The sequence below is a fragment of the Methanobacterium congolense genome (assembly GCF_900095295.1).
GTDB lineage: Archaea > Methanobacteriota > Methanobacteria > Methanobacteriales > Methanobacteriaceae > Methanobacterium_C > Methanobacterium_C congolense.
Genome location: NZ_LT607756.1, coordinates 699,611 through 719,632 on the forward strand (window position 1 = coordinate 699,611; position 20,022 = coordinate 719,632).

14 protein-coding genes are annotated in these 20,022 nt (G+C 37.9%); 9 read left to right on the forward strand and 5 right to left on the reverse strand.

The genetic code is table 11. The annotated features are described in order from the left end of the window. Nucleotides 1–59: 59 nt before the first annotated feature. Both MCBB_RS03380 and MCBB_RS03385 read right to left on the reverse strand, forming a co-directional pair. Nucleotides 60–1,064 carry an SIS domain-containing protein gene (locus MCBB_RS03380; protein WP_071906447.1) on the reverse strand — a complete coding sequence of 335 codons (1,005 nt, stop codon included), beginning with the start codon at nt 1,062–1,064 and terminating at the stop codon, nt 60–62. Then, nucleotides 1,054–2,187: a thiamine-phosphate synthase family protein gene (locus MCBB_RS03385; RefSeq protein ID WP_071906448.1), complete on the reverse strand. Its 1,134-nt coding sequence runs from the start codon at nt 2,185–2,187 to the stop codon at nt 1,054–1,056. Before MCBB_RS03385 ends, MCBB_RS03380 begins: the two co-directional genes overlap by 11 nt. Nucleotides 2,188–2,566: 379 nt before the next feature. Here MCBB_RS03385 and MCBB_RS03390 point away from each other — a divergent pair, with 379 nt between their 5' ends. From MCBB_RS03390 to MCBB_RS03400, 3 genes are all read left to right on the forward strand, one after another. Continuing rightward, on the forward strand, nt 2,567–3,721 hold the full coding sequence (locus tag MCBB_RS03390; RefSeq protein ID WP_231916394.1) for a putative glycoside hydrolase: 1,155 nt from the start codon (nt 2,567–2,569) through the stop codon (nt 3,719–3,721). A gap of 465 nt (nt 3,722–4,186) precedes the next feature. Then, nucleotides 4,187–5,362, forward strand: coding sequence for a putative glycoside hydrolase (locus MCBB_RS03395; protein ID WP_071906450.1), 1,176 nt, complete (start codon nt 4,187–4,189; stop codon nt 5,360–5,362). 526 nt (nt 5,363–5,888) lie between these two features. Further along, on the forward strand, nt 5,889–8,183 hold the full coding sequence (locus tag MCBB_RS03400; RefSeq protein WP_231916395.1) for a transglutaminase domain-containing protein: 2,295 nt from the start codon (nt 5,889–5,891) through the stop codon (nt 8,181–8,183). Nucleotides 8,184–8,476: 293 nt separating this feature from the next. Here MCBB_RS03400 and MCBB_RS03405 read toward each other — a convergent pair whose 3' ends face one another. Next, nucleotides 8,477–8,920, reverse strand: coding sequence for an adenylyltransferase/cytidyltransferase family protein (locus MCBB_RS03405; RefSeq protein WP_071906452.1), 444 nt, complete (start codon nt 8,918–8,920; stop codon nt 8,477–8,479). A gap of 385 nt (nt 8,921–9,305) precedes the next feature. Here MCBB_RS03405 and MCBB_RS03410 point away from each other — a divergent pair, with 385 nt between their 5' ends. Both MCBB_RS03410 and MCBB_RS03415 read left to right on the forward strand, forming a co-directional pair. Further along, complete coding sequence (locus tag MCBB_RS03410) at nt 9,306–10,877, forward strand: oligosaccharide flippase family protein (RefSeq protein ID WP_071906453.1); 1,572 nt, start codon at nt 9,306–9,308, stop codon at nt 10,875–10,877. 295 nt (nt 10,878–11,172) lie between these two features. After that, nucleotides 11,173–12,414 (forward strand): putative PEP-binding protein, encoded by a 1,242-nt coding sequence (locus MCBB_RS03415; RefSeq protein WP_071906454.1) that lies wholly within the window; start codon nt 11,173–11,175, stop codon nt 12,412–12,414. A 115-nt stretch (nt 12,415–12,529) separates the two neighbouring features. Here MCBB_RS03415 and hisA read toward each other — a convergent pair whose 3' ends face one another. Continuing rightward, nucleotides 12,530–13,273 (reverse strand): 1-(5-phosphoribosyl)-5-[(5-phosphoribosylamino)methylideneamino]imidazole-4-carboxamide isomerase, encoded by a 744-nt coding sequence (gene hisA / locus MCBB_RS03420; protein WP_071907973.1) that lies wholly within the window; start codon nt 13,271–13,273, stop codon nt 12,530–12,532. 280 nt (nt 13,274–13,553) lie between these two features. Continuing rightward, entirely contained in the window at nt 13,554–14,546 is a 993-nt protein-coding gene (locus MCBB_RS03425) for a DMT family transporter (protein ID WP_331709799.1), read from the reverse strand. Nucleotides 14,547–14,798: 252 nt separating this feature from the next. On the opposite strand from MCBB_RS03425, the gene truA reads away from it, so the two are divergent. The 4 genes from truA to MCBB_RS03445 all read left to right on the forward strand — a co-directional run bounded on the left by truA (nt 14,799) and on the right by MCBB_RS03445 (nt 19,861). Further along, a complete protein-coding gene (truA, locus tag MCBB_RS03430; protein ID WP_071906456.1) occupies nt 14,799–15,617 on the forward strand; it encodes a tRNA pseudouridine(38-40) synthase TruA in 819 nt (272 codons plus the stop codon). Nucleotides 15,618–15,858: 241 nt separating this feature from the next. Next, entirely contained in the window at nt 15,859–17,280 is a 1,422-nt protein-coding gene (locus MCBB_RS03435) for a DUF460 domain-containing protein (protein WP_071906457.1), read from the forward strand. A gap of 94 nt (nt 17,281–17,374) precedes the next feature. Further along, nucleotides 17,375–18,691 carry a non-hydrolyzing UDP-N-acetylglucosamine 2-epimerase gene (gene wecB, locus MCBB_RS03440; RefSeq protein ID WP_071906458.1) on the forward strand — a complete coding sequence of 439 codons (1,317 nt, stop codon included), beginning with the start codon at nt 17,375–17,377 and terminating at the stop codon, nt 18,689–18,691. A gap of 54 nt (nt 18,692–18,745) precedes the next feature. Continuing rightward, nucleotides 18,746–19,861, forward strand: coding sequence for an ATP-grasp domain-containing protein (locus tag MCBB_RS03445; RefSeq protein ID WP_071906459.1), 1,116 nt, complete (start codon nt 18,746–18,748; stop codon nt 19,859–19,861). The last annotated feature ends 161 nt before the right edge of the window (nt 19,862–20,022 follow it).

The window sequence follows — 20,022 nt, forward strand, 5'->3', positions numbered from 1 at the left end:
GATCAATTAAATTGAAAAATAAAATTTTCTATCAGTTGGAATGAGATGTGTAAAGTTAGTTAATATCTAACCTTACCTATGTGCCTTGTACTTCCTGGATCCTCACCATTGAAGTGTGCAAGGTAATATATGAACCATTCTATTGGAATTACAAGCACTAATGGTGCAAGAAGCGGATTAACATTTGCATAGTCTTCCATTTTATATAAAATCTTTTTCACACCAATTTTGTTTGAAAATTCCAGTGATTTATGGGTCAATTCATCTCCAGAATAATCGGCATCTAAAAACATTATTGGAACATCTTTTTCAGCCCTTTCAATTAATCCATGTCTGAACTCTCCTGAATAAAGTGGACAGGCATGTTTAAGGGCACCTTCCATGAACATGGTCATTGCAACCTTGTATGCAAGGCCGTAGTTTGGACCGCTTCCCATACAGTAAAAAATCTCATCGTCCTTGAATTTCTCTGCAAGAATCCGGTTTTCATCCTCTGTACTTGATAGGAGATCCTCAGTTATTGAGGGTATCTTTTCAAGATCCTTCAGAACATCCTTAGCATCATCCGATCCCTCCATGCTGAAGAGAATCTCATACAGGGACATCAACTGGGTCATGTATGTTTTAGTTCCCAGTATGGCTGTTTCCCTGTTACAACGGGTGAGTACAGCATCATCAGATTCATGCATCATGGTGCTGTCTTCCTCGTTGGTTATGGAAACGGTGTAAAGTCCATTTTCTTTGGCTTTACGCAGTGCTGCAACTGTGTCTGAAGTTTCTCCAGACTGTGATGTTAAAAGAACTCCACAGTTGTCCTTCCCAAGATTTTTATGGTAGAAGAACTCGTATCCTGTATGTGCATCGATATCCTTATCAGATAAAAATCCCATGGCATCCCTTGCTGAGAAGCAGGTTGAGAGGGAGCTTCCACATCCTACGAGGTGAATTTTATCAAATTCTGCAAATTTATCTGCAATTTCTTTCATATGAGCTTTTTCAGCTTTCAATGTATTCTTCAATGATTTAGGCTGTTCTAATATTTCGTAGTACATATCATACTTCATGGTTTTCCCTCAAAATATCAATTTTTTCCATGAACCTGGTGTAAGTTTCATTGATACTCTCTTCAACAACCCTTGTATTTGCAGTTGTTTCCATGAAACCGGATTCATATTTGAAACGAGGCACAATATGAATGTGTAAATGGTTTATACTGGAACCTGCAGCTTCACCGAGGTTTATCCCAACGTTGATGCCCTCTGCCTTTATAACTTCCCTAACGAGTCTTATGGATCTTTGTACAAGGATGAATATATCTTTTATCTCTTCAGATTTCATTTCATTTAAATCTGTAACATGTTTCAAGGGCACAACTTCAAGGTGCCCCCTGTTGTAGGGAAACATGTTCATAATTACCATGTTTTTGTCATCTTTATACAAAACCCTGGAATCCACCCTTTCATCACCTTCAGCTATTGCACAGAAGATGCAGGAAACATGTGCTTTTTTACCCACGTATGCGCTTCGTGATGGTGCAAAAACAACACTGTAACTATCTTCAAAACTGCCTGAAACAGTCATGGAATTTTTTAAAAGATTTTCAGTGGATTTAGTGTTACTTTCATTTTTATTCTTTTGGACCCTTACCCTGTAAAGCTTTGAAATGCAAACAGCAGTTCTAGCAACTTCAACAGCATCTGGTCCAGTTAAACAGATCATGGGTTCTTTTCCCCAAGATCCTGTGTGATATACAACATCTGGAATGTCTCCCAGCTTTTTTATTGCCTCCTCAACACCCCATGGAATGGTTCCGCCTTCAAACTTCATAACGTCCTCAGGTTCGTCTTGTCTGTTGTAGGAGGAAACCTTCAAACCAAGTTTCTGGCATATGTCAATTATCTCATCATCGTAGCGTATGTTAAGGGCACTTCGCCTCTGGGGGTCATGTTTCATCATACTCAGCACAAGCCGGGCCATGTGGGATGAAACCCCAAATTCTGGTTTTATAAATGATTTGGCCCATCCTTTAACTGTTGTGATACGTCCGGGGATGCCTGCAACGTCTCTTATATCCTTTGCACCTTCCTTTGCCATGACTATGTTGCTCCTCACTTCAGGAACGATATCAGCAAATTCAGGGGATTTTTCAAGGATTTCAATGGCCATTTCAATGTTTTGTATCTCCATATGAATCAATATATCTTGACTTTTTTAGATATAAGTTTTGGGATTAACAGATTAAAGCTGGAATTTCATCAGAACCTTTAAAATAAGGCTTTTAAAAATTATATCAATTTTTTTTATACCCTAAATTTCTGGTTTTGAATGACTAAATTAACAACCCCTTTCTAATAGTCAATTCCAAAATTTTAGGTAGAAACATGTGTATTTTGTGATTTTATTCTGTTTTATTTCTGAAAATATTTATATATTGGTGATTTAGATTCTACGTTAATCTAAGAAATCTTTCAATAAATTCTTATTTATTCTAATTATTTCTTAGAGTGGAGGCGATATCATTCATAAAATTAAAAGCAAAAAGCATTTGATACTTATATCTGCCTTAATGCTTTGTTTTGTAGTTATAAGTGTTGGTACCGTTAGTGCAGATAACGTTACCAATGTAACACAAAACAATTCCTTGAACCAAACTCAGTCAGTGAATCAACTTGCAGAAACTAAAAATACAACTGTCCGTGGATACTGGATACGTGGAGATACTGCACTTGGAATGAACTCCTCAAATTGGGACGAGCTTCAAAAGGGTGGAGTGACAGATGTTTTTGTATCCTGCTCAAGGTACTCAGCATCCTATTCCTACGATAAGGTCTTGGCGGCAGTGATCCCTTACGCCCATGCCAGAGGCATAAACGTCCATGCATGGATCACGTGCTTCAAGGATGCCAGTGGTAACTGGGTTGACCCGCAGGGCCTTAAATCATCCAAAGTTTCAGTTAAATACAAGTACTGGTACAAGGGATGGTACAAGGTTGCCTACAAGGTCAAAGTCAAGCATTACACCAAGGTCAAATACAAGTACCTGGGCAAATGGAGAACCAAGTACAAGGTAACCTATTCCTACGTTACCAAGTACAAATGGAAAAAGGGATGGACTTACAAATGGTTGTATCAAACCAAGACTGTATACAACTACGACAGTTCATTCAACAATGGACTTGTGAACTACATTGCAACCGTTGCCAAAACAGGAGTTGACGGCATACACCTTGACTACGTCAGATATCCTGGAACAGCTTACAAGTACTCTGGAGCCACTTCAACAATAACATCCTTTGTTGCAAGGGTTCATAACACCGTAAAAGCAGTAAACTCAAATATAATCCTCTCAGCAGCTGTTATGCCTGAGGGTAGTTCAAACAGTTACTACTATGGACAGGATTACAGTCAGATGTCCCGGTACTTGGATTTCATAGTACCAATGATATACAAGGGAAACTACGGGTACAGCCACACAAACGGCACAAGTACCACTGGTGCAAGTGGAACAGCATGGATTGCCAGTAAAACTGCATGGATAGTTCAGCACTCAAATGGAATTCCAGTTCTCGCAGGTCTTCAAACCTACAGATCCGATACTAACTGGTCTTCACTCGTCCCTGCAGATGAGTTAACAGGAGATATAAAGGCTGCAATGACCAGTGGAGCTTCTGGTTACATGCTCTTCAGGTACGGACTCAGTTTACTCAAAGTTCTACCCTGATTGTTCAGTTGATCGAACTTCAATAGGCGAAAAGTAAGGTATTTAACTATTTTTTTCTTTTTTTCTTTTTTTTAATTTTTTGATTAAACATTTTTCATTAATTAAACATCTTCATAGTTTATTCCATTAAAAAAATCAGTTATTCCATTAAAATTTTAATAATCTTGTTTTAGAAGGTTTAAATTAACATATCTGTTTATTTCAGATTATTACGACTCCTTTGATCCTATTTTTCATTTCATTTCCAGTTCCAAACCTTGTAAACTAAATCATTTCTTTAAGTCCCTGAAAAACTTTCAATATTCAAATCTGGCTTTATTTTAGCTTTAAATAAAAAAATTTATATGTACTCCAAAAAAAGATATTAAATTGTTTATTAAATCTTGTAAATTGTGTTCCATAGTTCAAATACTTTTTTTTGTTCTATGGATATTGGAGGCGTTATTTATTTATAAGAAAAAAATATTGCTTGCAGCCTTCGCATTGATTTTTGCAGTTGTTTTGACTGCAGGATCTGTGTGTGCAGAGGATCCAATAAACGGTTCAGATGAACCTGTTATTAATGATTTAAATTCCTCGGGCAATGGTTCAACCAATGGAACTAATAGTCTAAATGCTGCGGGTTCAACAGATGAATCTGATTTTAAAACATCCGCACCCCCCATTGGAACGGTGAAGGGCTATTGGATACGTTACGAAACCCGTTACCTTGACAGTGTCAGTCTGGCCACCCTCAGATCCCAGAAAGTTACGGATCTATTCGTTTTAACTCCAAAGGATAATCTGAAGGCCATACAACCCTTCATAGATAAGTTTGGAGGGACCGGTGGATTGAGGATCCACGCATGGATAATCTGTTTCAAGGGATCAGATGGTTGGATAAACCTTGATCCAAATACCACTGCGGGTAAAAATATTCAGGGCCTGATCCGTACAGATGTGTCTACCCTAGTTAACAACTACAACATACAGGGAATTCATTTGGACTACGTCAGATATCCTGGAACAGCCTACAAATACGCTAATTCAACCAGGATCATAACAGACTTCGTTGCGTCAATACGGAGTATACTCTCTGGAAAATCGATATACCTATCAGCCGCAGTGATGCCAGATGAGGTTATTCTATCCAACGGCGCAGGAAAATACTACGGACAGAGCTACGATGAATTGGCTGACTACCTTAACTTTCTTGTTCCAATGACCTACAAAGGAAACTACAACACCAACACCCAGTGGATAGGCACTAAAGTAGCCCACATAAAATCCCTGGCAAAGGATAAAAACGGCAACTCAATACCAGTACTCGCAGGAATCCAGAATTACAAGGGTGATGGAAACTTACAGCTTCTCTCAGCAGCTGAAGTGAATGCAGATGCAGCATACGCAATGACTTGTGGAGCTTCAGGATACGTTGTATTTCGATATGGAATTGCAAAGTACGTAGCTTATAGTGTTACAGTGCCCTACAAAAAAGTCAAGTACCGAGCATGGGTTAAAAAGGCATACAAAGTTAAGAAGTGGGTTAAAAGGCACGGAAAATGGGTGCGCAAGTACGTAACCAAGTACAAATGGAAGAAGGTATGGAAAACCAAATGGCTCTACACCTCCAGGACCTATGGAAAATACGTTTTAACGTAGATACAGGAACTGGGGACACTAGAACCAATCTTTTTTTCATATGAACTTTCATAAACCTCTTTTTTATTCTTTTTTTTAAAAATATCTTTTTTTATCTTTAAAACAGTTTTATCAGTACTAATCATTAAAATAACTATTTTAAATGTATTAATCATTAAAATAAGTAGAAATAACTAAGTTTAATAACGTTTTTTAAATTTTAAAAATTTTTTAATAATTTTAACATTCCATTTGATGATATTTATAATTCACCGGGTTTTAAAATTCAGAACATCATGTTTTGAAGTGATGAACCTTAAAAGAAGATATTTTTTCATATCAATGTCCTAAATGGACTGGAAATAATCCTCAACACCAGTTTCAATTCTCATTTTAATGGCTTTAAATCATTAAAGAAGATATTTGCTCTTGTTTTTCGGAATTTTAAATCAAAAGATTTATATGTTCAAAAAAAGATCATATTACTTGTCAGAACCACATAAGGTGTTCATCTGACATTTGCTGAATCATTTGGGGGGCAGTACTTATGAAGCGACATTTGTTGCTTGTAGTGCTATTGCTTTTTGGCATGGTGCTACCCAGTACAAGCATTATATATGCCACCACAGCAAACCAGCAAGTCTCAGAAGATATCACGAACGCCAGCAACATCACGGAAAACCTAACTGACCTACAGAACACAAGCATAATTCAGAGTACAACTGCAGGAAATTCCAGCAATGGAACTGCAGTTAGCGATGCAGTGAAAAATCAGTACACAGAGGGCAGCACGAATTCAAACACAACCAGTAGTAACGATAGTGTTAACAGTAACGTTTCAGGAACAAATCAAAGTTCAGAGGCAGCAGGAGATGAATCATATAATAATGTCCACGGGATCTGGCTCAGCACGTACGATGTGAGTAAGATCAGTGCTGATGAATTAATAAAAAATGGAATAACAGATGTGTTCGTAAAAACGAACAGGATCAAGGATCCGACATACCAAAGCATACTGCAAACAATCCTGAGTAAACTCAGTGGTACTGGAATAAGGGTTCATGCGTGGATAACCTGTTTCGTTGATGAAAACGGAAAATGGGTTGATCCTCAGGGTACGTACACCTACAAGGTGAATGTAACCAAAACAGTTAAACAGACAACAGCAGTGAAGTCATGGTACAAATCCTGGTACAAGTCATGGTACAAAAAATGGTACAAGTACAGTGGTAAATGGAAGTACAGTTGGAAGTACACTTGGAAGTACGTTTGGAAATACAAGTTGAAGAACGTTACAACCTACAAACAGGTTACAACAACTGAAAACAGGACAGGTACCAGCACAGCATATCAGGACAATCTGATAAGCTTCATAAAAACCATAACAACCAACTACAACATCGATGGGATACACCTTGATTACATCAGGTATCCTGGAACAGCTTACAAATATACCAATGGAACCCAGACCATAACGAACTTCGTTAAAAGGGTGCATGACACAGTTAAGTCCATAAAGCCAAAGGTAGCAGTTTCAGCAGCTTTAATGCCTGAAGGTGCTGTGAATGGTTATTACTATGGACAGGATTACAGTCAACTCTCCAAGTATCTTGATTTCCTTGTACCAATGATCTACAAGGGAAACTACAATGAGAATACGGATTGGATAGGTGAAAAAGTGGCTTACATAGTAAGTCATTCCAATGGAAAACCGGTACTGGCAGGTCTTCAGACCTACGAGTCCGATGCCAACGTGACCCCAATATCCGGAGCTGAATTAAATGCTGATGTCAAATCTGCTTGGAAAAATGGTGCATCAGGATATGTACTCTTCAGGTACGGTTTGATCAATAAAGCCTTCAACTACACACAGGCGAACAATGGGAAACCATCAACAAACACAACCAAGGTAACAACATTTACTTTGGATCAGATCAAGGACGCAGCTTTAAGGGTTAAAACATACGTTGAAACAAATAAAAAACTTCCGAACTATGTTCAGATAGGTTCAGTACAGGTAGAAATGCCTGAATTTCTGAAATTACTGACAGATAGTTTGTTGAATATTAGCAAAGGTTCAAAAGCATCTGTAGCACTGAAAAGTGTGGACGCTCCTTCGAATCCAACAGAAGACCTTAAAAGTGGAAACATTAACAAAACAGAGTACCTTGCAATTGCAAGTAAACTGAGCTCCTTCATAAATGCAAATGGAGTAGCTCCGAACTATGCAGCAAGTTCTCTTGGAAAAATTCAGTTCGAATCGTTGGTCTACATGTATTCGAAGATACTGAACTTCTACGGGACAAAAAAATACATCCCAAGCTATGTTTCAATGAACACATGGAAGAACACAACCCAAAATGGTACAACCGATACTATACCTGCAGAACTGCAGAAGTATCTAGCTGCGACTAAAAACTGTCAGTCAACGAATGCAACCATAGTTGCACTTTCAAAATCAATAACAAGCGGTGCAACATCAAGCTACGATAAAGCAACCAAGATATTCAACTGGGTAAGGGATAATCTCGGCTATTCCTTCTACTACGACACCAAATATGGTGCAGTAGGGACACTGAACGCCAAGACAGGAAACTGTGTTGACACTTCTCACCTGTTGATAGCATTATCCCGGGCTGCAGGAATCCCAGCACGATACGTACATGGAAAATGTACATTTTCCAGTGGAAATGTATATGGACATGTTTGGGCTCAGCTCTACGTGAATGGTAAATGGTACGATGCAGATGCAATAAGTCTAAGAAACTCCCTGGGAGTTATAAAGAATTGGAACACAACCTCGTGGACGTTAAAAGGTATCTACTCAGAATTGCCTTTTTAAACCTTTTCTTTTTTCTTTTTTTTTTAAAACAACTTTTAAAAACCAATTTTTATAGTAAATTCAATTTTAAATAAATTCAAATAACAATAAAATCATTCTATAAAAAATAACTTCTATAATCCATTGAAATTTTTATTTTAACCTGGAAATTTTCATTTAACTGATTTTAACCAGTTTTATTTAAACAAATCCAAAATGAGCCGTAAAAAGAGTTTTTGTTTAAACTCTTTAAGATTTTTTAACTCTTTAATCTTCTATATTTCATAAAAAAAATCCTTAACAAACATCAATGTTTAACATTTTTCAAAGATCTTTTCATCGAAATCCATCTTCCTTATCTTCTTTATGATCTTGCAGGAACTGTCAAGGTCTGCTTCTCTGTAACCCTCTACCTTCAGGACTTCAGCGTTTAATCCACGTTTTTCAAGTTCCATTTTAAGCTGATCAATGTTAAAAGTTTGATCAGGACCTATTGAGATTATATCAGGTTTCAGTTTCTCCACTATCTCAAACATGTCTGTTGTGCTTCCAAGGTAAGCTTCGTCAACAGGTTTCAGCATCTTCACAACTTCCAAGCGCTGTTTTTCTCCAACCACAGGAACCCTCTTTTTGGATCGTACAGTTGCATCCCTTGCAACAACCACAACTAGTTTTGCATCTTTTCCACCGAGCTTCTTGGATTCTTGAAGGTAATATCCATGACCTGAATGTATTATGTCAAATGTTCCTGTTGCCATTACGAGTTTAATGTTTACACCCCAAATGTTTCACTGATTCAAACTTTAATTTTTTTCTGATTTTTTTGTAGCTTTGTATCAATTTTTCTTTATTATCTTAACCCTATAAAGAATTTAAGATATTTTCATTTTAAGCATTTTTTTTGCTTTAATCTCTAACTTATTCTTAAATATTTATAAAGTTCTAAATCAATAAAAACTATTTCTCACAGTTCAATTTTAAAATTTTAAAAAAAGAATTAGGACAATATTTTAATCAATGAGTATCTTTTATAAGGAGTACATCTCAATCTTAAATCAGCAACCCTTCAACAATTAATATTTGGGTTATAAGATAGAAATCATAGATAACTTCTTTTTTGAGGATGTGTAAGTTGGTAATATCATGAGTTCAAAGATAGCAAAGGGAAGCTTCGTAATCCTTTTAGGTTCATTCATATTCCGTATAGGTGGCTACATTTACCGTTCATTAATGGCAATTCTTCTTGGCCCTGCAGGCTACGGTATTTTAGGTTTAACCCTGCCCGCCCAGAATATTCTGATTTTGCTTGCTGCAGGAGGTCTTCCACCTGCCATTGCAAAGTACGTCTCACAGTACTCTGCAAAGGAAGATGCCTTCATGGTAAAACAGATTATAAAAACCTCAACCAAGATCATGGTCATGTTCTCGATACTTGCAAGTATCCTGATATTCTTTTTGGCCGAACCCATTGCAATAGGTTTTTTACATAAACCTGAAGCAGTGCTACCCTTACAATTAATATCCATCATAACTCCATTCAGTGTGATTGTAGGTGCTTTAAGAGGTGTTTTTCAGGGAATGTATGAGATGACCAACATCCTCATAACACGTGCTACAGAGCAAATATTCACCATAACTGGAGCTGTAATTCTTGTTCTCCTGGGCTGGTACGTTGCAGGAGCAGTTGTTGGAACTGCCATTGGTTTCATTGTTTCCACAATAATCGGGTTTTACATATTCAAAAGGATCACCTTGAAACGGATATCAAAGATAAAAGAACATGGAAGTCTTAAACCACATCAAAAAACAAGCATAACCTGGAGAGAAGAAGTTTCAATAGCAAAAAGGCTTTTGATATTTTCAATACCTGTTGTTATAGCAGGATTTGCAGAACTGGCCCTCTACGATATTGGAACCTATGTTATAGGTCACTTCATGGCAAGTGAATACGTGGGATACTACAATGCAGCAAGTCCAATTGCAAGACTACCCCTTGTAATATCCATGTCAATTGCAACGGCTGCTTTACCTGCTGCTTCAGAAGCATTCACACTAAATGATAAACACATGTTAAGAACCTACATTTTACAGTCCTACAGATACGTAACACTACTCGTGCTCCCACTCTCCGTTGGAACCATAGTCTTTGCAGCACCAATAATAAGCCTCCTCTTCCCAAATCCTGCATTCCTGAATGGAACTGGGGCACTGCAGATACTCTCAGCAGGAATGTTATGTTTCACTGTTTACGTTGTCTCAGCCAGCATATGCCAGGGACTTGGAAAACCCAACCTTCCAATGACAGCCCTTGTTCTGGGAACCATAATAGATCTGGTTTTAAGTTTCATACTGGTACCAGTGTACGGTATAAACGGTGCAGCACTTGCAACAACCATAGCTGCAATCTTCATAATGGTCACGGTCCTGGGTAAAACCCTTAAAATGACTGATGCACAGCTTCCAAAGGGAGACTTCACAAAGATAATAGCTGCTTCCATAGTAATGGGAATAGCATTCATACCCTTCCCAAAAACACGTTTATTCCTACTTTTAGGAATAGCACTAGCTCCATTCATATACGTTGCAGTTTTAGCATTCATTGGAGGGCTTAAAAAGGATGATGTGCATGTTATGTATAAGTTTGGAGAGAAGATGGGTCCATTAAGTGGTGTTGTAAACAGATTTGTGGGTCTCTTTGAGAGGTTTGCAACCTGAACCTTCGGATGATTTTTCATTCTTTTTTTTTATCTTTTTTTAATTTGCATGATCCGCTAGTTTCGACATTCCTATTTTTTTAGATAATTTTTTAGATAATCTGAGGACCTTCAATTTAAAGAGATCTTCCCAAGCAAACTATACTTTCATTTTAATCTGAAAAAAAGAGTTTTTAATTATTTTATTGAGTTTTAACACTTCAAAATCCACTTTTCCAGGATAAAAGATGTTTCCAACTCTCTAAATATCCAAATACCCAAAATATTTCTACAACAAAAAATAAAGAATATAATGTATGATAATTCTTAAAGGAATTGGTACAAGTTCTTATATTGGCATAGGGAAGGTTAAAAAGGTTGAAACTCATGAGGATCTCCATGGACTTGAGGGTGGGGAGATCGTTGTGGTTTCAAGGGCATCAAGGGACATGCTTTCCCACCTCAAAAATGCAGGGGCTGTGATTACCGACTACGGCGGAATAACCAGCCACGTTGCCATAGTTCTAAGGGAAATGCAGGTTCCATGTATAGTTGGAACAGAGAAGGGAACTTCCATCCTGGAAGATGGAATGATAGTAACGGTTGATGGAAAAACAGGTAACATATATGCTGGCTTCATTGAAATTGAATCTCAAAGGGAATTTTTAGAAGTCTGCAGGCCCTCAACCAGTGTTAAGGTGAACATAAACGTGCCTGAAATTGCAGCAAGCGTCGCACCCTTTGCAGATGGAGTGGGATCCATAAGGATCGAGAACATGATACTCAACACCGGAAAACATCCAGCTCTACTCCAGAAAGAGGGAAGATTAACCGGAGTTATTGTGAAGGGTGTGAAAAAGATTGTGGATGCTTTCTATCCCAAACCAGTATGGTTCAGGACATTTGATATACCAACCGATGAACTGAAACGGGTTGAAGGTGGTGAAATTGAACCAGATGAATCCAATCCACTAATAGGGCTCCGGGCAATACAGAAAGATCTTCAAAACCCGGAGATTCTCATGTCGGAATTCCGGGCAGTGAGAACACTTCTTGATCAGGGCTACGACAATCTTGGAGTTAAGATACCCTTCATAAGGGATGTTTCAGAGTACCGGGAAGCAAAAAGGGCAATGAAAGAAGTTGGAATAAAACCCCACAAAGATTTGGAGGTGGGTGCATCCATTGAAACACCTTCAGCAGTCTTCACCCTGGACGAGCTCATGGATGAAGGCATGGACTTCGTAAGTATTGGAATGAGTGATCTGGCCATGTGTTCCCTTGCAGTTGACCGTAGAGGTGTTAAAGTGGCCAAACACTTCGATTTAATGCACAGTTCAGTTATGAAGATGGTTGAACGTATCATAAGAATGTGCAACCAGTGGAAAATTGAAACTTGCATCTGTGGACATGCAGCATCCAATGAAGAAATCGTTAAAAAACTCGTTGATTATGGGATAACCTCGATCTCCACCAATCCAGATCAGATACTCAGAATGAGGAAAGTGGTTGAAACTGCAGAAAAAGGCATTCTCATGAGGGGATTCAAAGCTATTTAACTTCCATTATAAATTCAATGGCGTCATTTTAACTTAAATTGAATCAAAACTAAAATTAATTAAATTAATTAAATTAAGTAAAATTAAGTAAAAAAGTAAGAAGTAGGGGCACGTTTCATGATATTCTCTGATACTTCAGTGCATCCTCGAACTTCATTTTGCCCCTGTAGAGTGCTGATCCAATCACAACACCTGCAGCATCTGTCCTGCTGAGTTTTGCAACATCTTCAATAGATGTAACTCCTCCAGAATATACAACAGGTATTTCAACTGCTTCAAGAAGTTCAATTAGCGGTTGGGTGTCAAATCCCTGGAGCAAACCTTCAACATCAACGTTTGTGAAGAGTATACCTCCTGCACCTTTCTCTTCAAAGAGCTTACCAAACTGTGGGGCTGTTTTATCTGTTTTTTCAGTCCAACCCTTCACAACAACCTGAGAATCCTTGCTGTCAAGGGCAACCATCACCCTATCACTTCCAAAATCATCTGCAAGCATGCTGACATTTTCAGGGTTCTCAACAGCCATTGTACCGAGTATAACCCGTTCAACGCCCATATTCAGGAGTTTGACAGCATCTTCGATGGTTCTTATACCTCCTCCAAGCTGTACAGGGACAGAAACCTCATGGAGGACCTTATCTATAACTGCTGCATTCCTCTCAGAGTCACCGAAGGCACCATCAAGGTTTATTATGTGTAAAACTTGAGCTCCCCTATCTTCCCAGTCCTTTGCAACCTTTTCAGGGTTTTCTATTATCACCTGTTCAGTTCCAGGTTTTCCCTGAACCAGCTGAACACACTTACCATTCTTTATATCCACCGCTGGAATTATGAGCATATCATCCTTTGAAAGAACCATTTTCATCACTTCATTCCTTTTCATGAGCTCTTTTCATGAGCATAAAATTTCATCTTTTTTTCAATTTTTTCTCTTTGAACCCTGATTTTCTTTTGACTGACAACGTTAATTTTATCAACGAATTAATTTGTATAAATCATAGTTCAATGAATTTCATTCCAATTGTAGTATTAAATTCTATTTCCTTTTATCAATAACCATTTATCTATTCTTGAAATAAACCAATTTGTAATAATATCAATTCTTAATAATCCGGTTCTTTCCGTTCCTTAAATTTTTTTCATGTACCATTCTTGTAGAGGATAAAAACTCCAAGAAGCATTAAAAGTCCAAATGCAAGCTGGAGCAGGGTGAATGGTTCACTTAAGATTGCAAAGGCGAATATGGCTCCAAAGAGGGATGAAAGTGAGAACAGGGATCCTGTTCTTGTTGACCCGATCTTTCTGATGGCGAAGTAAACAAGCACGAATGAGAAACCAATACTAACAAGCCCTATGAAGAGAAGGTATGGAAGGTGGTTCATTGGAACGTTGAAGCTTGATCCCACTAATATGGAGAGTGATAGAAGGATCAAGCCACCTATGGAGCATTTAAGTGCACTTACAAAGAGTAAATCTCTTTTTCCACTTAAAAATTTGCTCAAACTCGTGTCTATACTCCAGAAGAACGCTGCAACTATCACAAGTAGTGTTCCAGGGTTACCTGTTAAATTTCCTGAAAGATTCCCTGAACCTCCATTGGTTGCAAGAAACACTGTTCCAATTACAAGGCAGAGAAACCCAAATATGTCCTTTCTTTTCAAAGTTTCCCCTAAAAAGAACACTCCAATAAGGATTATAAAAAGTATTTCAGCGTTCATGAGCAAAGAGCCGGTGACAGCTGTTATCATCTTTAAACCGTTCAAATAGATGATAGGTGCAACAACGGACCCTGAAACTGCGGTCACTATCAGTATCATGTAATCTCTTCGTGAAATATGGGTTTCAGCACTACAGTCCGCATCTAAAAAGGACATTATCCTATTGTTAATGGGCGAAAAACGTATTGTAAATAGAAAAGCACCTGCAATACAGTAAACAATTGCTGAAAGGGCTATTGGATCTAGATACTGCAGTAAAATTTTATTGAAGGTGTTCCAGATTCCAAATAGAAGAGTTGCAGCTATTACGCTCAAATATCCCCATTTTTTACTCATAAAACGCTTAGAATCACTGGGAGTGCACTCTTGCTCTCCGGGGTCTTCCATGGGTATTCCGGGAATCGAACCTTTCATGGGAACATATTGAATTAAAATATTATATAAAACAATCATAAAAACAATGATAAAATCAGGATGTTGATCTTCTCTTCCAATTTAAATAATATTTGAATTTGGAACAAAAATTTTAGGGAAATAACCACAGGTCATTGAGAATATCAGTTAAAGGAGATATTTAAAGAGATTAACGGATTAAAAACAATTAATGAATTGAAATATAAATTATTTTAATTGCATTGGTTTGAATAGTTTTTTAAGGGTGATGAAGTGGTAAGGGTAGCTTTGAAGGTAGGTTATATTGGAGATGGCTTTCACGGATTTCAGAGGCAGTTAAATTTCCAGACAGTCGAGGGAGAGCTTATCAAAGCCTTCAAGAAGGTGGATCTAATGGATGCACCGGAAAAATCAGGTTATTCAATAGCTGGAAGAACTGATAGGGGAGTTCATGCCCTTGGAAATGTTGTGTCGTTTGACACGGATCAGAACTTGATAGTGAACCAGATAAACGATCTACTACCTCAAAGCATAAGAATCCTGGCATACACAGAGGTTCCATCCAACTTCAATCCGCGTTTTGCAATGGAAAGGCATTACAGATATGTTTTTACCCAGGATCCCCTGAGTGGATCGTCCTTCAACATTGAAAAGATGAAGTCTGCCTCAAAAATCTTTGTGGGGACCCATGACTTCCACAACCTATCAAAGAAAAGTGAGAGAAGTCCTGTTAGAACCATAAAATCCATTGAAATATTTGAAGACCCGGGCTGTATGGTTTTCGATGTGGTGGGGCAGAGTTTCCTTTGGAACATGGTAAGAAAGATGGTCAATGTTCTTTTAATGGTTGGAACTGATGAAATGGATGTGGATGAACTTGAAACACTCCTCAATCCCAGTATAAACCAGATAGTTCTCCCGGCACCTCCAGAAAATCTCATACTCATGGATGTTGTTTATGATGGAATCGAATTTAAGGAGGATTCCTATGCAAAAACCAAGTTTTTAAAGAGCATTCATGAGGAATACCTCAAGAAAATACGGGCTGCGGCAGTTGAAATGGAAATAATTCGAAGTTTGAGCTTAGAATAACTAGATATAACGTTAATTTTTAATCAATTTTAACTTGGCAACGTTTTATTAAATATAACCTTTTTTAAACATTTTTTACATTTTTTAAGCATTTTTACAAAAATCAGGAATGATACTCCGTGAAAATGGAACAAGAAAATAATAAGTATTAGATAAACCTATAATAAACATGTGGATTGATATTAAAAGAATATTCGGGGGAAATTAACTGGTTTATAAGAATATTCATGGTTTAAATCAGATGACAGGTTCAGATAGATTTTTAAAGGATGAAAAAACCCTTGATGGGCAGAGGGGCATAATCGTTGGTTTCGATCCAGGACTTACGGTAGGCCTGGCGATCCTGGACCTTGAAGGTAAAATTCTTTTTATAGGTAGTTTTAAGGAGATATCACGTGCAGATGTGATAAAAAATATAATAAAATATGGTAAAACCGCTTTAATTGCAACAGATGTTTATCCACCGCCAAAAACTGTTAAAAAACTTGCTTCAATCCTAAACTCCAGGATACATTCGCCTTACCAGGTAATGTCTGTGGAATCAAAGACAGAACTTGTGGATGCCTATCTAAAATTAAAATCATCTGTTGACCGTTCAAAGGTTGTACCTTCCCATGAGATCTCTCAGAATGCTCATGAAAGGGATGCTCTGGCAGCGGCTGTTAAAACCTACAAGGACTATCAAAATAAACTTCTGCAGATCGAAAAACGGGCAAAAAGTTTCAATTTACCTGCAGATGCAGTGGACACTGTAAAGATAATGGTTATAAATGATGTTCCCATAACCAAGGCAATAAAACAGGTTTTAGAGAATATTGAAGCTGAAAAATCCCGTAAGCTTTCCACTGTTGAAATAGGATTTGAAAGGAAAGTTATGGATGTTCCAATGTCCATGGAAGTATCTGGAACCTCTGAAGATTCGTATGAATCTGAACTGGAAGGTTACAGGGAAACAGTTTCAAGACTTAAAAAGCAGATAAAATCACAGAAAAGAGCCATAAAAAAATTGAAGGCCAAAAACAGATCCCTTGAAAGTGCAATCACCATGAAACAGTCTGAAGTGTCGAAATTACAATCTAAAATGGATAAGATGTACCATAAATATTCCACTGACGTACTGCTCCAGAAAGAGGTGGCCTCAAAGGTCAAAATCATAAAAAATCTTCAAAAAAAGCACAGCGAGGAAAGATCAAGACGAAAGGAACTTGAAAAGAATTTAAAATTGATCAGGGGAATGGAATCCCTTGAAGTTTCAGGGAACGTTGTTCCAGTTAAGATCATAGAATCATTCACAAGGGATGGAATAAATCGTGCATGTGAGTACTGGAAAATAAAAAAGGGAGATGTGGTTTTTTTGATGAGTTCAGAGGGTGGAGGTTCACAAACTGCATCATTGCTCATTGATATGGGGGTTAAGGCAGTCATAACCAAAGATAAGATATCACACCCTGCTGAAGAAGAATTTGAAAGAAACATGGTCCCAATACTCGCTGCAGAGAACCTCAACCTTAAGGTTATAGACGAGTTTGCAGTGGTGGAATCTGAACTACTCAAAGAAGAGATTGAAAACTGGCACAAAACCATGGAATCCAGGATCCTTGATGAGGACAAGAAAAAACTTTTAAAGGTTATAGATGAATATCGTGCTAAGAGAAAGAGATAAATCTATGTCTAAAAATATTAACTAAAATCTTAAAACAGGTAAAAATAAGATCCAAACAATTAAATAGGAAAACTCATTTTAACAGGGATAAAACATGAAAATAGCAATAATAATAGGCACACGACCTGAAATCATCAAAATGGCCCCTGTAATTGATGAAATAGAAAAAAGGGGAATAGAATATATTTTAATTCACACTGGACAGCACTACGACCATGAGATGTCCCACCAATTCTTTATTGACCTGGAACTTAAAAAACCAGACTTCAACATAGGTGTTGGTTCAGGTTCCCATGGAAAACAGACAGCCACAATGATGGAAAAGATAGAGGATGTTCTTGTGGCTGAAAAACCTGACATAGTTCTGGTTCAGGGAGACACCAATGCAGTTCTTGCAGGAGCCCTTGCAGCAAGCAAGCTCCACATTGCAGTGGGACACGTTGAAGCAGGACTTCGTTCCTATGATAAAACCATGCCTGAAGAAATAAACAGGCAGGTTGCAGATGTCACATCGAACCTTTACTTCGTACCCACAGAGGAATCTGCCCTCAACCTCATATTTGAAGGACTGGATCCACATGAAATATTTGTAACAGGCAACACAGTTGTTGATGCATGCATAAGAAACCTTAAAATAGCCCAGAAAAGTTCAACAGTACTATCAGACATTGATGTTCAGGGGGATATTTTAACACTCACCATGCACAGGGCAGAGAACGTTGATGACCCTAAAAGACTTCAGGAGGTTATGGATGCCCTTCTTGAACTTGAAAACATCAATGTGGTGTTCCCTGTCCATCCAAGGACCGTGAAAACCCTCAAAAAATTTGGTATCTATGAGAAACTTGAAAACGCACCTCACGTGCTCATGACCAAACCCATAGGATACCTTGATTTCCTTGTTTTGCTTTCGAATTCGCGTTTCATAATGACTGATTCAGGTGGACTTCAGGAAGAAGCCATAACCTTGAACGTGCCATGTTTAACACTCAGGTACAACACAGAAAGACCAGAAACTGTAACAGCAGGTGGAAACATCCTTGTTGGTTCATCAAAGGATAAGATCCTTGAAAACCTCAGGAGAATAGCAGGTGATGAATCAGCCTACCAAGAGATGAGTGATGCAGCCAACCCCTACGGTGATGGGAAAGCTTCGGAGAAAATCTTAAATGCAATTTTAGATGCTTCAAGTTCTGGAAAACTTCAGATAACTGCTCCAGAGCATATAATGAGTCATGCTGGAAGAGAACTTCTCCAAATAAACGAGGAGATGTCAGTATCTGAATTTGAAGATAAAAACAAGGGATCAACCATAAACATAGTTTTCAATGGTACTGAAGCCCAATTTCCAGTTCCTGATCTTGATTTAAAGGATAAACAGGTACTTGTGAACAGGTTTGACATTAACTAAGGGAATGAAAATTTCCTTTTTCTCATGAGAAACACTAACTGGAGTTGAAAAGATTTGAAGCTACTCATTTTCGAATTTGCAACAGCCATGGGCATGGAAGATCCTGCATTAACAGCCGAAGGCAGAGCAATGCTCTCAGGACTCATATATGACTTTGAGAGTATGGATGCGGATTACTTGCTATCACAAACCTTGAAAAGCTTAATACCGAAGAATGAAGGAATTTGCAGACCTATACTGATTAAAGGAGATGTTGAAACATGGTTAACTGAAAACATTCAAGGTTACGATGCCTGTCTCCTAATAGCACCTGAGGAAGATCTCATACTCCACGATCTAACCAAACTCATTGAAGAGGCTGGAGTTGAGGTTCTTGGATCCAGCTCAGATGCTGTGATGACGTGCACCAATAAATACAGGATGTACGAATCCCTCAAAGGTTCAACTAAAAATGATGATTCGGTTTTAGATGCGTTAATAAAAACCGAAAAGGTGTGTTTCAAAGATCTGGAATCTGAAGATTCTAAGGGTACTGAAATTTACAGATCACTCTTTGATACGGCTAAAAATCCAGAAAAAATTTACGGATCTTCAGAGGGAATAGGAAAAAAAATCTTCAAGGTTGTGAAACCTGCAGATGGGGTTTCATGCACAGGTGTTCATGTTGTGGATTCCTTCAAGGCCTTCCATGATGCTGTGGATGCTGTGAAAAAGTTCACCAATCTCCCGTACTTCATTCTTCAGGACTACGTTGAGGGAGTGACTGCAAGTGTCAGCTTACTTTCTGATGGTGAGAATGCACTTCCATTGAGTTTGAACTTTCAGAACGTCCATTTGAAGAATGGTAAAATAGATTACAATGGTGGTCACGTACCCCTTGAACACGAACTCTCTCAAAGAGCAATGGAAATTGCAAAAAGTACTGTAGAATCCATTCCCGGTTTGAGGGGTTATGTTGGGGTTGATGTGATACTTGCAGAGGATGTGAAAATAGTTGAAGTAAATTCTAGACTCACAACACCCTACGTTGCCCTGAGGCAGATTTTGAACTTCAACCTTGGAGAGGCCATACTGGAATCTGTACATGGAAAACTTCCAGAGAATGTTTCAATTGATGGAACAATTGAATTTCAGAAGGTTGGAAATGATCTGACCATGAAAAGGGTTTAAAATGGATTTATGGGTTAATGTTAATTAACATGTTAAGATTGGAACGTTAAACTTAATTTAAACTTTAAATTTTTAAATTAATAAACTTAAATTAAAAAAAAGTGTTTTCAACAAGTATTTCAACAATATCTCATTAAATCCATTAAATATTTCATTAAATA

Bases quoted from the DNA above. Each gene is read 5' to 3' on its own strand.
- MCBB_RS03410 (WP_071906453.1), top strand. From the start codon at position 9,306: ATGAGTTCAAAGATAGCAAAGGGAAGCTTCGTAATCCTTTTAGGTTCA.
- hisA (WP_071907973.1), bottom strand. From the start codon at position 13,273: ATGGTTCTTTCAAAGGATGATATGCTCATAATTCCAGCGGTGGATATA.
- MCBB_RS03435 (WP_071906457.1), top strand. From the start codon at position 15,859: ATGACAGGTTCAGATAGATTTTTAAAGGATGAAAAAACCCTTGATGGG.
- MCBB_RS03390 (WP_231916394.1), top strand. From the start codon at position 2,567: ATGCTTTGTTTTGTAGTTATAAGTGTTGGTACCGTTAGTGCAGATAAC.
- MCBB_RS03425 (WP_331709799.1), bottom strand. From the start codon at position 14,546: ATGAAAGGTTCGATTCCCGGAATACCCATGGAAGACCCCGGAGAGCAA.
- MCBB_RS03415 (WP_071906454.1), top strand. From the start codon at position 11,173: ATGATAATTCTTAAAGGAATTGGTACAAGTTCTTATATTGGCATAGGG.
- MCBB_RS03385 (WP_071906448.1), bottom strand. From the start codon at position 2,187: ATGGAGATACAAAACATTGAAATGGCCATTGAAATCCTTGAAAAATCC.
- MCBB_RS03380 (WP_071906447.1), bottom strand. From the start codon at position 1,064: ATGAAGTATGATATGTACTACGAAATATTAGAACAGCCTAAATCATTG.
- wecB (WP_071906458.1), top strand. From the start codon at position 17,375: ATGAAAATAGCAATAATAATAGGCACACGACCTGAAATCATCAAAATG.
- MCBB_RS03405 (WP_071906452.1), bottom strand. From the start codon at position 8,920: ATGGCAACAGGAACATTTGACATAATACATTCAGGTCATGGATATTAC.
- MCBB_RS03400 (WP_231916395.1), top strand. From the start codon at position 5,889: ATGAAGCGACATTTGTTGCTTGTAGTGCTATTGCTTTTTGGCATGGTG.